At 71.4% G+C, this 12,543-nt stretch carries 10 protein-coding genes; 4 read left to right on the top strand and 6 right to left on the bottom strand.

Annotation, left to right across the window (positions count from 1 at the left end):
* Positions 1–146 precede the first annotated feature (146 nt).
* Positions 147–962 (bottom strand): helix-turn-helix domain-containing protein, encoded by an 816-nt coding sequence (locus tag J8N05_RS37500; protein ID WP_210891152.1) that lies wholly within the window; start codon positions 960–962, stop codon positions 147–149.
* Positions 963–1,063: 101 nt separating this feature from the next.
* Here J8N05_RS37500 and J8N05_RS37495 point away from each other — a divergent pair, with 101 nt between their 5' ends.
* The 4 genes from J8N05_RS37495 to J8N05_RS37480 all read left to right on the top strand — a co-directional run bounded on the left by J8N05_RS37495 (position 1,064) and on the right by J8N05_RS37480 (position 5,253).
* Positions 1,064–1,897 carry an SDR family oxidoreductase gene (locus J8N05_RS37495; protein WP_210891150.1) on the top strand — a complete coding sequence of 278 codons (834 nt, stop codon included), beginning with the start codon at positions 1,064–1,066 and terminating at the stop codon, positions 1,895–1,897.
* 634 nt (positions 1,898–2,531) lie between these two features.
* On the top strand, positions 2,532–3,560 hold the full coding sequence (locus J8N05_RS37490) for an ArsR/SmtB family transcription factor (protein WP_210891148.1): 1,029 nt from the start codon (positions 2,532–2,534) through the stop codon (positions 3,558–3,560).
* Positions 3,561–3,642: 82 nt separating this feature from the next.
* On the top strand, positions 3,643–4,584 hold the full coding sequence (locus J8N05_RS37485) for a hypothetical protein (RefSeq protein ID WP_210891146.1): 942 nt from the start codon (positions 3,643–3,645) through the stop codon (positions 4,582–4,584).
* Positions 4,585–4,755: 171 nt separating this feature from the next.
* Complete coding sequence (locus J8N05_RS37480) at positions 4,756–5,253, top strand: hypothetical protein (RefSeq protein WP_210891144.1); 498 nt, start codon at positions 4,756–4,758, stop codon at positions 5,251–5,253.
* 270 nt (positions 5,254–5,523) lie between these two features.
* On the opposite strand, the gene exaC is transcribed toward J8N05_RS37480, so the two are convergent.
* From exaC to xylB, 5 genes are all read right to left on the bottom strand, one after another.
* On the bottom strand, positions 5,524–7,047 hold the full coding sequence (gene exaC / locus J8N05_RS37475) for an acetaldehyde dehydrogenase ExaC (protein ID WP_210891142.1): 1,524 nt from the start codon (positions 7,045–7,047) through the stop codon (positions 5,524–5,526).
* 124 nt (positions 7,048–7,171) lie between these two features.
* The gene (locus J8N05_RS37470; RefSeq protein WP_210891140.1) at positions 7,172–8,473 is read right to left on the bottom strand and encodes a GAF domain-containing protein; all 1,302 of its coding nucleotides are present in this window, start codon (positions 8,471–8,473) and stop codon (positions 7,172–7,174) included.
* A 134-nt stretch (positions 8,474–8,607) separates the two neighbouring features.
* Positions 8,608–9,219, bottom strand: a complete 612-nt coding sequence (locus J8N05_RS37465; RefSeq protein ID WP_210891138.1) for an N-acetylmuramoyl-L-alanine amidase — start codon at positions 9,217–9,219, stop codon at positions 8,608–8,610.
* A gap of 451 nt (positions 9,220–9,670) precedes the next feature.
* Positions 9,671–10,879, bottom strand: coding sequence for an ROK family transcriptional regulator (locus tag J8N05_RS37460; RefSeq protein ID WP_210891136.1), 1,209 nt, complete (start codon positions 10,877–10,879; stop codon positions 9,671–9,673).
* Positions 10,880–10,986: 107 nt separating this feature from the next.
* The gene (gene xylB, locus J8N05_RS37455; protein ID WP_210891134.1) at positions 10,987–12,432 is read right to left on the bottom strand and encodes a xylulokinase; all 1,446 of its coding nucleotides are present in this window, start codon (positions 12,430–12,432) and stop codon (positions 10,987–10,989) included.
* Between the last annotated feature and the right edge of the window lie 111 nt (positions 12,433–12,543).

The raw sequence follows: 12,543 nt of genomic DNA, 5'->3' as shown, positions 1-12,543 counted from the left end.
CAGCCTTCAACAAACTTTCACAGCGGCACAGAAGATGCCCACCGACCGCAGGAGCCGTCGACTGCGAGCAGTCGCTTACAAGCAGTCGCTCCTGAGCAAGGCGGGCGCTCCGACCGGCCTGCTGAACCACGGGCGCCGGTCCCTGGTCAGGCGGTGGTGTCGAGTGATGCGAGCAGAGCCAGGGCGTCGGCCGAGGACGTGCCGGGCTCGGCGTGCAGGAGCATCGTCTCCAGCTCGGTGGCGCCGACGACCTGGAACTTTTCGACCAGGAGTTCCAGGGGGCCGACCCGCGGGTGCCGTACTCGGAAAGTGACGCCCTTCGCCGAGCGCACGTCATGGCGTCCCCACAGATGACGGAAGCGGTCGCTCTTGACCGACAGCTCCCCGATCAGGGCGTGCAGCCGCTCGTCACCTGTGTCGGTGCCGGCCTGGGCCCGCAGATGAGCCACGGCGACGGCCGTGTACCACTCCCAGTCGGCGTGGTACTCGCGTGCCGCCCGGTCGGTGAACAGTACGCGCAGCCGGTTCACCCCCGGTGCCAGGTCCGGTGACAGAGCCCGGGCCAGCCGGTTCGCGGCCAGTACGTCGCTGTACTTGTTGAAAACGAGGGCGGGCACGTTGAGCGTTCGCAGCAGCGAGTCGAGGCCGGGCGGCACGTGCTCGACGGGCCGGCCGCGGCCACGGCGCGGTTTCGCGGCCGCGAGCGACATCAAGTACGCCGTGCTCTCCGCGTCGAGCTGGAGCACGGCGGCCAGCGCGTCGATCACCTGGGCCGAGGGGTTGCGGTCGCGGCCCTGTTCCAGGCGCAGGTAGTACTCGACGCTGATGCCGGCGAGCGTGGCCACCTCCTCGCGCCGCAGCCCGGGTACGCGGCGCGTCCCGTGTCCGGGTGCCAGGCCGGCCTCGGCGGGAGTGACCAGTTCGCGCCGTGCGCGCAGGAAATCCCCGAGAGCGTTGTCCACCGGGCAAGCGTAGGCTCTCCCGCGCGTCGCAGGGTGTCCCTCCCACTACCAGGAACGCCACCACCTGGAAGGGTCGGGTGGCACCCGTGAGCATCGGCGGCATGACGACACAGACATGGTTCATCACCGGAGTCAACAGCGGTTTCGGACGAGAGCTGGCCCAGCAGTTGCTCGCCCGCGGCGACCGCGTCGCCGGCACCGTCCGGCGGGAGGGCTCGGCCGACGATCTGCGGGCCGAGTACGGGGACCGCTTCTGGCTCGGTCACCTCGACGTCACCGACCTGCCGAAGGTACGGGAGGTCGTCGACGCCGCTTTCACCGATCTCGGCCGTATCGACGTGGTGGTCGGCAACGCCGGCTACGGCCTCTTCGGCGCTGCCGAGGAACTCACCGACGACGAGGTCGTCCACCAGATCACCACCAATCTGCTCGGCTCGATCCAGACCGCCCGGGCCGCGCTGCCGCACCTGCGCGCACAGGGCGGCGGTCGGCTGATCCAGATCTCCTCGGTGGCCGGGCTGGCGGCGCACGCCGGGGCCTCGCTCTACCACGCGGGAAAGTGGGGGATCGAAGGGTTCATGGAGGCCCTCGCCCAGGAGGTCGCCCCGTTCGGGATCGGTGTCACCCTCGTCGAGCCGGGCGGTGCCCGCACCGCGTTCTCGCGCGGCAGCCTCCGTATCGGCGAGCCACTGGCAGCCTACGACGGGACGCCGGCCGCGTTCGTACGCCAGTTCAAGAAGACCGCCGTCCCGGTCATCGGTGACCCGGTACGGATCGCCGCCCGCGTCATCGCCAGCGCGGCGCAGCAGCCCGCGCCCCTCAGGGTCGTACTCGGCAGCGACTCCTACCAGGCGGTCACTGGGGCACTGCGCCAACGCCTCAAGCAGGTGGAGGGCCAGAAGGACACCGCCGCGGAGACGGACGCCACCGCCTGACCCCGCCGGATCGGGATCCGCGCACGGACTTGCTGCCGACGGCCAGGCCGACCAGCGCGTCACAGGCCTGGTCGACCAGGCCTGTGACGCGCCGGCGGACCTGGGCCGGCTCCGCCCAGGTGCGTTCCCCGGAGCTCCCTCGCCCGGGGGATGCTTCCTCCTCGCTCGTGGGAGTGAGCCTCCCGCGGGCGGGGGATTTTCCTTGCCGTCCGTGAGGGGGCCGCCCCCGACCGGGCCCGGCGGACGCAGGTCGAGGCGACCGTCGGGGAGAGCCTCCGGGGCGGACACCCACGCCGACGGAGGCTGTCGCCCTCCCGGCATCCGGAAGCCGACCGAAGCGCCTTCGTAGCTCGTGACAGGCCCTTGTCCGGTCCTCCTGGCGCGGGTCACATGTCGATGGCGACAGGCGCGGCTGTGGCGGGCGCTCCGCTCGGAGAACGCGTCACTCCCGGGAGAGCACTGCGACTTCCCTCCCGCGCGGGATGCACCTCGGTGCTGACGCGGGCACGCTGAGGCGGCAGTCAGCAGGAGACGGCGGGCGGGGACAACGGGGCGGCAGGAAACCCGTTCCGCCCGTCGTGCACGGACACCTGGCTGTCACTCCGACCGATGATCGACCACCATCGGAGAACCAATGTTACGTGTGCACTTCACCACCGAGGACGTCGCGCGCGTCCGCGTCGCCGCCGCTGCCGATCCGCTGTGGGAGATCACCAACAGCTTCCAGATCCTGATCACACAAGAGGCACCCCTGCTCTTCGGGTCCTGGCGGCGATCCGTGCGACCACGGCTGCCCGAGGCGAGCCGGCTGCTCGCCGCGCTGCTGCCACCGCAGGGCTACTCGCCCGACTTCCTCACCCCCGATCTCGGCGGACACTACGACCTGGCCAGCGCGATCGACACGGTGCTCAGCACCCCGCGGACCGACCTGCGCCGAGACATGACCCGACTCGCCGCCTCGCGCCGCAGGCCGGTTCGACGGCCCGCGTACACCCATGCCCATGGCCTGGCCGAGGGGGACACCGAGACCCTGCGCCAGCTCGGCGCGGCGCTGCAGGCCTACCACCGACTGGCGCTTGCGCCTTACTGGCCCCACATCCAGGCGCAGGTGGACGCCGACCACGTCGTACGCGGCAGAGCGGTGCTGGAAGGTGGTACCGACGGGCTTCTCGCGGGGTTTCGCCCCGTGCTGCGCTGGGAGCCACCCGTGCTGGAGGCCGACTACCCCGTGGAGCGCGAACTGCGGCTGGAGGGACGCGGGCTGCTGTTGCAGCCGAGCTTCTTCTGCCACCGGCGGCCGGTCACACTGGCCGCCCCTGACGCGACCCCGGTCGTCGTCTACCCGATCCAGCACACGCTCGGCAGACCTGCGCCCAAGGCGACGGGCGACAGGGCGCGCAGCGCGGAACTGGCCGCACTCATCGGCCGTACGCGGGCCGCGATCCTTGAGGATGTCGTGGCCGGCCGCACGACCGGCGAACTCGCGGACCGGTTCGGCATCTCCGGAGCGGCGGCGAGCTATCACGCCACGGTGCTGCGACGGGCCGGCCTGCTGCTGAGCGTACGGCGGAGCACGCGTGTGCTGCACACCATCTCGCCCGCCGGGCTGATTCTCCTCGACAGTGCGCCGGGTGCATCGGAGCGACGTCCCCCCTCCGTTTAGAGCACGGTTTCAACGTGTGGCGGCTGCCCGGTGCCCGACGCGATGGTGGGGATCTCGAACGGGGACCGGGAGGGGACACATCGTGCGACGCCGAAGCATCGCCGCCACCGTCACGATCGTCGCGGCGGCCACCGCCGCCGCACTGACGGGCTGCGCGGCCGACTCCCGTGGGCAGGAACCGGGGACGTCACCGCGGTCCACGAACGAGGTACGGGAGCTGACGCGGGCCGAGCAGGGCAAGGTCGAGCACGCCGAGGAACGTCTGATCCAGCAGTGCATGCGGCGCCAGGGGCTCGACTACCGGGTGGTGCCGCGTGTGGACGCCGACACGGACCGCGCCTTCTCCTACCGCCTCGTCTGGGACGACGTCGCATGGGCGCGCAAGCACGGATACGGCGAACGACTGCGGCGGGCGTTCTTCGAGGAGAGGGAACGGGGACAGGCCGTCTCACCGGGCAAGGCGCTGTCGTCGGCCGAGCGAGAACGATTCGCGACCGCCCTCCAGGGCCCGTCGGACACACCGATGCTGTCCGTACGACTGCCGGCCGGAGGAACCGTCCGCAGCCCGAACGGCGGCTGCACGCGCACCGCGCGGGACGAACTCTACGGCGACGCACGGGCGTTCTTCCACGCCGACAAGATCGCCACGAATCTCAGCGCGGTGTACATGCCGCGGCTCATGCGGGACCCGCGTTTTACGGCCGCTCTCAAGGCGTGGTCCCGCTGCATGCGATCCGAGACGGGTCGCGTCTACGCAGACCCGGAGGCCGCCCGTGCCGACGCGCAGAAGCGCAGCGAAGGGCTGAGCGACGAGCGTGCTCATGCCGTGGCAGTCGGCATCGCCGTCGCGGAGGCCGAATGCGCCCGGGGCATCACCCTGCACAGCACGCTGGTCCGGCTGGACGGGGAGTACGGAGCTCCGGTGCGCGAGCGGTATGCCGAGGAGATCGCCGACGACCGCCGGATGAAGCTGACCGCCTTGCGCCGGGCGGACCGCCTGGAGGCTGGGGCGGGCGCCCGCTGATACCTGCACGGGCGCGCCGCTGCCGATGGTGGGCCGCGCCCTCCGGCACGGGCGACCGCGACGGCCCATGCCCTGACCGGGCCGACGTCCGCAACCAGGACGGCCGATGCCTGATGACTTCGGCCACGTCGATCCGTACGTGGCCGACCACCGAGAACCGAAGGAGACACGATGCACAAGATCCGTGCCGCGCTGGTGGCGGCAAGTGTGACCGCGGCGGCGGGCACCCTCCTCGCCGGCCCCGCACAGGCCGCGCCGGACGGCGTCGCCGGGCCGAACTGCGACAGGCTCTACCGGCTGTACACCAACAACCCACAGGGTGGCGACGGTTACGTGCGGGCGTACGACGCGGTGGACTGCAACGAGCAGATCGGCGCGGCTCAGGGCAACGACGACAACTGGAACGACACCGTCGGACCCTTCCGCAGCCCGTCCAACGACAAGGCGACCTCGCTGCTGAACACCGGCACCTACTCCGGCGGCGTCAACAACGTGCAGTTCTGGGAGAACAAGGACGCCGGCGGCCACACCGGCTGTCTGCGCCGCGGTGAGCTGTACGTGGACGACCTGAGGGACAACACCCTCGTCAGGGGAACCAGCAGGATCAACGCGAACAACGAGATCAGCTCTCATAGCTGGTCGTCGGGGTGCAGCAATCCGTTGACCTGACCGTCGAGCGGGTCCCGCCACCCGGTTCGGGGGCGGGGAGGGGGCGCGGCCCGGGGCAGATCCACCCGGGCGGCGCCCCTCACTCAATCGGCATCTGCCCGGGCAGCGCAATCCATGGACTCTGGACGGCAACCTCTACATCGACATCTCCGGGCGGATCGACGGCCTGCGGTTCTTCGACCTCCGCGCTACCACGAGCTCAACCGCGAGCACGGGCCCTCAAGGGCGCCTGACAGGTGAAGTGCCTGTTCAGGCGCCCCTTTTCGGCGTCTAGAAGAAGCCCAGCTTCTTCGGCGAGTACGACACCAGGAGGTTCTTCGTCTGCTGGTAGTGCTCCAGCATCATCTTGTGGTTCTCGCGGCCGATGCCCGACTGCTTGTAGCCGCCGAACGCCGCGTGCGCCGGGTACGCGTGGTAGCAGTTCGTCCACACCCGGCCCGCCTGGATCGAACGCCCCGCGCGGTACGCCGTGTTCATGTCCCGCGTCCATACGCCGGCACCGAGTCCGTACAGCGTGTCGTTGGCGGTCTTGATGGCGTCGTCGAAGTCCGTGAACGACGTGACGGACACGACGGGGCCGAAGATCTCCTCCTGGAAGATCCGCATCCGGTTGTCGCCCTGGAAGATCGTCGGCTGTACGTAGTACCCGCCCGCCAACTCACCGTCGTACTCGATACGGTGCCCGCCCGTAAGCACCTTGGCGCCCTCCTGCTGGCCGATGTCCAGATAGGAGAGGATCTTCTCCAACTGGTCGTTGGAGGCCTGAGCACCGATCATCGTCTCGGTGTCGAGCGGATGACCGGGCTTGATCGACTCGGTACGGGCGACCGCCGCGTCGAGGAACTCGCTGTAGTGGCCCTGCTGGACGAGCGCCCGGGACGGACAGGTGCACACCTCGCCCTGGTTCAGCGCGAACATCGTGAAACCTTCGAGCGCCTTGTCCCGGAAGTCGTCGTCCTGCGCCCAGACGTCGTCGAAGAAGATGTTCGGCGACTTGCCGCCCAGTTCGAGCGTGACCGGTTTGATGTTCTCCGAGGCGTACTGCATGATCAGCCGCCCCGTCGTGGTCTCGCCGGTGAACGCCACCTTCGCCACCCGCGCGCTGGACGCCAGCGGCTTGCCCGCCTCGACACCGAAGCCGTTGACGATGTTCACGACGCCCGGCGGCAGCAGGTCAGAGATCAGGCTCATCAAGTAGTGGATGGACGCCGGAGTCTGCTCGGCGGGCTTGATCACGACGGCGTTGCCCGCCGCGAGCGCCGGCGCCAGCTTCCACACCGCCATCAGGATCGGGAAGTTCCACGGAATGATCTGCGCCACCACGCCCAGCGGCTCATGGAAGTGGTACGCCACCGTGTCGTCGTCGATCTCGCCGAGCGACCCCTCCTGTGCGCGGACCGCCCCCGCGAAGTAGCGGAAGTGGTCGATGGCGAGGGGGATGTCGGCGGCCAGGGTCTCCCGGACCGGCTTGCCGTTCTCCCAGCTCTCCGCGACCGCGAGCTTCTCCAGGTTCGCCTCCATCCGGTCGGCGACCTTGAGGAGGATGTCGGCCCGCGCGGTCACCGACGTGCGGCCCCAGGCGGGTGCGGCGGCGTGCGCCGCGTCCAGGGCGCGTTCCACGTCCTCGGCCGTGCCCCGCGCGATCTCCGTGAACGGCTGCCCGTTCACCGGACTCGGGTTCTCGAAGTACTGCCCACGGGCGGGCTCCACGTACTCGCCGCCGATGAAGTGGTCGTACCGCGACTGGTAGGAGACGATCGCGCCTTCGGTGCCGGGCGCTGCGTAACGGGTCATGTGCTCTGCCTCCCGAGGAAGGGCCGCCCGCCGTTGGACGGCTCTCGCGGCGAGCGTAGGGATGGGGAGGTTGCAGATACGTTGCGTACATTGCGCGGTGGACCTGGGCGTGCCCGCCGTACCGTCAGTGCCGCACCGGCCACGGGTACGCGGACTGCTCCGCCTCCAGTTCCGCCAGCCGCGCTTGTATCGGAGCCGTCGGGCGCACGGCGGCCAGCGCCCGCCACGCATCGAGGTCGTCCTCACCCCACGACGCCTGGGCCCAGCACGCCAGCAGGTCGGGGTCGCCGCCGGCGACGAGGGCGGCGCGCAGCCCGTCCGCGAGCCGTCGGCGCAGCCGCACCACCGCCGGGGCCTGGGAACCGGGCAGCAACGGCCCGGCGTACGCCGTCACAGCCGCCGTGATCGCACCGGCAGCGAGTCTGCGCTCCACGACCGAGACATCGGACTCGACCGGAACCGCGAGCCGGTAGGGCCGTGAACCGAGGACCCCGGACCCGAGCAGCCGTCGCAGACGGGCCAGCTCCGCGCGCAGCGTCACCGGTGTCACCGACTCGTCCTCGTACAGCGAGCACAGCAGTTCGTCGCCCGTCAGGCCGTCCGGATGGCGGGACAGCAGCACCAGGAGCTCGCTGTGCCGGCGACTCAGGCGCAGTTTGCGGCCGTCCGCCACGAGGAGGGCCTCGTCCCGCCCCAGAGCGGTCAGCTGCAGGGCGTCGGTGGCGGCCGGTATCGGGGTGAGCAGTGCGAGCTGGGACTCGGCGGCGCGCGCCACGGCCTGCACGAACCCCAGGCTGTGCGGATGCGCCAGACCGTCCCCGCCGGTGATGTCGACGGCACCGAGCAGCCGTCCCGTGCGCGGATCGTGCACCGGAGCCGCCGCGCACGTCCACGGCTGGACGCGCCGGATGAAGTGCTCCGCCGCGAAGACCTGCACCGGCCGGTCGAGCGCGACCGCCGTACCCGGGGCGTTCGTGCCCATGGCGGACTCCGCCCACCGCGCGCCCGGCACGAAGTTCATACCGTCCGCCTTCTGCCGGGTGACGGGATGGCCCTCCACCCACAGGAGTCTGCCCTGCGCGTCGCAGACCGCGAGGAGGTGCTCGCCGTCCGAAGCGAACGTGCCCATGAGTTCACGGAACAGGGGCATCACCGGGGCCAACGGGTGCTCCGCCCGATACGACCCGAGGTCTCCGTCGGTGAGTTCCACACAAGCGGAGCCGTCCGGTCCTACCCCGGCCCGCGCCGAACGCCGCCACGAGTCGGCGACCACGGACCGCACCGGTCGCGAGACCGTACCCGCCTCGGTGAACGTCTCGTGGGCGCGGCGCAGCACGCGAACCCGCTCGACGGGGTCGGCGCCCGGATTGAGGGCCACCCATGGATCGGTCAACCCGGCCTCCCGCAAAGCGATGGGACTGGACATGAGGGGACTGGACATGCTGGGCGCTGGACGGGCCGGGCACTGGAGGTGCTCGACCTGGACGTGATGCGGCTTGGGACATCGTCACTCGGGCGGCGGACGCGGACAAGCATCCGTGACTCCTCGGCCTCGCTCGGTCAGGCGAAGTTGACGAGTCTGATGTAGCGGGTCCAGTCCCAGTTCGGGCCCGGGTCGGTGTGGTCGCTGCCCGGTACTTCGTAGTGGGCGAGGATGTGTGAGCGGTCCTTGGGGATCGCGTACTTGGTGCAGATCGCCGCGGTGAGTTTCGCCGACTCCTCGTACAGGGCGTTGGTGAAGTACTCCGGCTTGTCCACCCAGCCCTCGTGCTCGATGCCGATACTGCGGGTGTTGTAGTCCCAGTTCCCCGCGTGCCAGGCGATGTCGCGCTCGCGCACCATCTGGGCGATGTGGCCGTCGGCGGACCTGACGACGTAGTGCGCGGACACCTGTTTCTTCGGGTTCTGGAAGATGGCGAGCGTGTTCGCGTACGTCTCCTGTGTGACGTGGATGACGACGAAGTCGACGGGGTGGCTCGTCGGGCGGTTGGCCACCGTGTAGTTGGACGTGCTGGCCGGCGACCACTCGGACTGCGGGTAGTCGAGGCCTCGCGGCGCCGCGCCCGCCCGAGGGGTGGGGAGCAGCGCGGTGGAGAACGTGGCGAGGGCCGCGCTCTGGAGCAGACGCCGCCGGCTGGGCAGGGCGGCTGGCAGGTACTTGGCTCGGTCCACGGGTTTCCTCTCGGAGAGACGAGTCGGAGATACGAGTCGGAGAGACGACGTGCTCGGCGGGGCGGGACACGCACGAGCCTCGGGACGACGACGGTTGGAACAGACGGTGGATGCGGTTCAGGCGTCGGAGGCGCTTCAGAAGGTGGATGTGGTTCAGAAGGTGGTTGCGGTTCACGCGTCAGATGCGGTTCGGGCGTCGGATGTGGTGCAGACCGTGGGGACAGGGCTCAACGAGTCAGCGCCGCGCCGGTTTCGTGCACGAACTCGTGGTCGCGCCGTCCTCACGTGAAACACGGTACGGGTCTTGCCGGTTGGGGAGGAGAGGCCTGCCCGGGTCCGTGGACAGCACCGTGACTGTGGACAACTCGGCCACCCGAAAGGGTGATTGCCGCCCCCGCGACCCGTCCCCGCGACCCGTCTCCGCCCCCGCGACCTGCCCAGGCGTCGGGCCCTACGCCCCGCCGCCCACCGCCGCCGGATCGTCGAGCACGGCCCGCACGACGGAGTGCGCGGCGCCCAGCAGCGGACCTTCCGGGCCGAGCCGGGAGACCGACACCGCGCAGGCGGGACCCGCCGTCCTGCGGGCCAGCTCCCGCTCCAGCGAAGGCAGCAGCCATGGCGCGAGACCGGACAGCGCCCCGCCCAGCACGACGGCCTCCGGGTCCAGCAGATTGACCGCGCCCGTCAGCGCGATGCCCAGCGCGGTACCGGCGTCGCGCAAGGCACGCCGTACGTTCTTGTCGCCTCCCGCGGCGTGCTCGGCCAGCAGCCCGACCCGGTCCCCGTCCGGTTCCAGGCCGGCCGCGCGCAGCACGGCCTCCTCGCCGGCGTACTGCTCAAGACAGCCGCGCCCGCCGCAGGCGCACGCGGGTCCCTCGGGGCGTACCGGCACATGCCCCAACTCGCCCGCGAAACCACGCGTCCCGCGCAGCAGCCGCCCGTCCACGACCACGGCTCCACCGATGCCGATCTCCGCGGAGACATGCAGAAAGTCGCGCGGTGCCTCCTCGTTGAGCCAGAGTTCGGCGAGCCCGCCGAAGTTCGCCTCGTTGTCGACGGTCAGTGGCAGTACGTCCGGCAGCAGGGGAGCGAGGTCCGTGTCGAGCCAGCCGAGGTTCGGGGCGCGCACCACGGTCCGGGCGTCACGCGCCACCAGACCGGGTACGGCGACGGCGAGACCCGCGGGCCACAGCCCCTCCCGGCCCGCCTCGGCGACGATCTGGCGTACCAGCGCCGTCAGTTCACCCAGTACGGGCTCGGGAGCGCGACCGCGGTTGGTGCCGTGCCGCACCACCCGCGCGCGCACCTTGCCCCGCAGATCGACCGCGCACACGGCGAGATGGTCGACGCCGATCTCCGCACCGATCCCCGCCGGACCGCGTCCGCTCAGGGCCAGCGCCGAACCGGGCCGCCCCACCCGCCCCGGCCGCTCGGGGCCCAGTTCGTCGAGGAGCCCGGAGCGGATCAGCTCGTCCACGAGGGTCGACACGGCCGCCCGCGTCAGCCCGATCCGCGAGGCGACGGCGGCACGCGAGAGCGGCCCCTCGGCGTTCACGGTGTGCAGCACCCGTGCGAGGTTGCGGCGGCGCATGCCCTGTTGGGTATCGGGCAGTCGCCGGCCGGGACTGCTGGGGTGGGCCTCGTGGAGCGGTGCGGTCATCTGCCTGAGTCGGTCCTCGTCCGGCCGGTCCCCTGAGGGCTGTCCTGTCCGTGCTGGCGCCCCGGGGAGCCGGCGGCGACCGGCCGCGCTCCCCGGAGGCGAAGCCGTCAGCGCTGATCGGCCTCCCGCTCCAGCAGCGGGGCCGCGTCGGAGATTACCCCGGCGATCCGCGCGAGCGCCGCCTCGTCCCGTTCCCCGGCGTCGAGGATCGGCCCGCGCGCCGTGTTCCATCGCCGGGCCACCGCCGCCGGATCCTCGCCGGTCAACACTCCCGCGGCCTGCGCGGCCGCGCCGAGCGCGACCAGCTCCTTGGCCTCGGGCACCTGCACGGCACGTCCCGAAAGCCGTCGTACGGTCTCCTGCCAGGCCTTGCCGCGGGCGCCCCCGCCGATGAGCAGGAGCGGCGCCGAACGGTCCGCGTCCTCGTCGAGCACCAGGTCGAGCGCGCCGAGCAGCGAGTGGACCGCCCCGTCGTACGCGGCCTGGAGCAGCTGGCCCCTCGTGGTGTCGTGCCGCAGCCCGTGCAGCAGGCCCGAGGCGTGCGGCAGGGCCGGAGTGCGCTCGCCGTCCAGGTAGGGGAGCAGCGTCACGCTCGTACCCGGCTCGACGGCCTCGCGGTCTATACCTAGGAGGGCCGCGACTCGGTCCACCGCGAGCGTGCAGTTGAGGGTGCAGGCCAGCGGCAGCCAGTCGCCCCGCGCGTCGGCGAAACCCGCCACGGTGCCGGTGGGGTCGGCGGGCCGCCTCGTCGACACCGCGTACACCGTGCCGGACGTGCCGAGGCTGAGCACAGCGGTGCCCGGGCGCAGGCCGAGGCCCAGCGCGGCAGCGGCGTTGTCACCGGTGCCGGGGGCGACCAGCGTGCCCTTGGCGAAGGGCAGGTCATCGGAGTCGCGGACGGTTCCGACGACCTCGCCGGGCCGGACCACCCGGGGCAGCAGGGCGGGGTCGAGCCCCACGTGGCCGAGGACCTCCTCGTCGTACGCCTCCGTCCCGGACGCCCACCAGCCCGTACCCGAGGCGTCGCCACGGTCGGTCGTGCCCAGCCCGGTGAGGAGCCCGGTGAGGTAGTCGTGGGGCAGCCGCACCGACGCGGTGGCGCGGACGGACTCGGGCTCGTGCTCGGCGAGCCACGCCCATTTGGTGACGGTGATGGACGGACCCGGGACGCTGCCGGTGCGCTCGGCCCACGCCTTGGGCCCGCCCAGCTCCTCCACGAGGCGGCCGGCCTGCGGCGCCGACCGCACGTCGTTCCACAGGAGGGCGGGGCGCACCGGGGCGCCCTGCGCGTCGAGGGTGACGAGCCCGTGCTGCTGACCGGCGACGGACACCGCCGCCGCCTCGCGTGCCGCGTCCCCGCACTGGTGCAGCGCCTCGCGCAGCGCGTCCCACCACTGGAGCGGATCGCTCTCGCGGCCCGCTCCGGAGGACACGGTGTGCGGCGCCTGACCGCTGGCCACCACTTCGCCGGTGGCCACGTCCACGACGAGTGCCTTGGTGGATTGGGTGGACGTGTCCACGCCGACGACGAGCGGACCCTCGGCTGCTGACATCGAGCTCTCCCTCTTCCGCGGCTCCGCGGGGTCTGACCTGGTGTTGTCGGGTTCCGTCCGGGTCGTCACAGCCCTGATTTCGCCCGCTGTCCCTCTTCCGGGACAACTAGT

This window comes from Streptomyces liliiviolaceus (assembly GCF_018070025.1).
GTDB classification, from domain to species: domain Bacteria; phylum Actinomycetota; class Actinomycetes; order Streptomycetales; family Streptomycetaceae; genus Streptomyces; species Streptomyces liliiviolaceus.
Note: the sequence above shows the minus strand (reverse complement) of the source record. Positions and strands in the feature narration are given on the sequence as shown.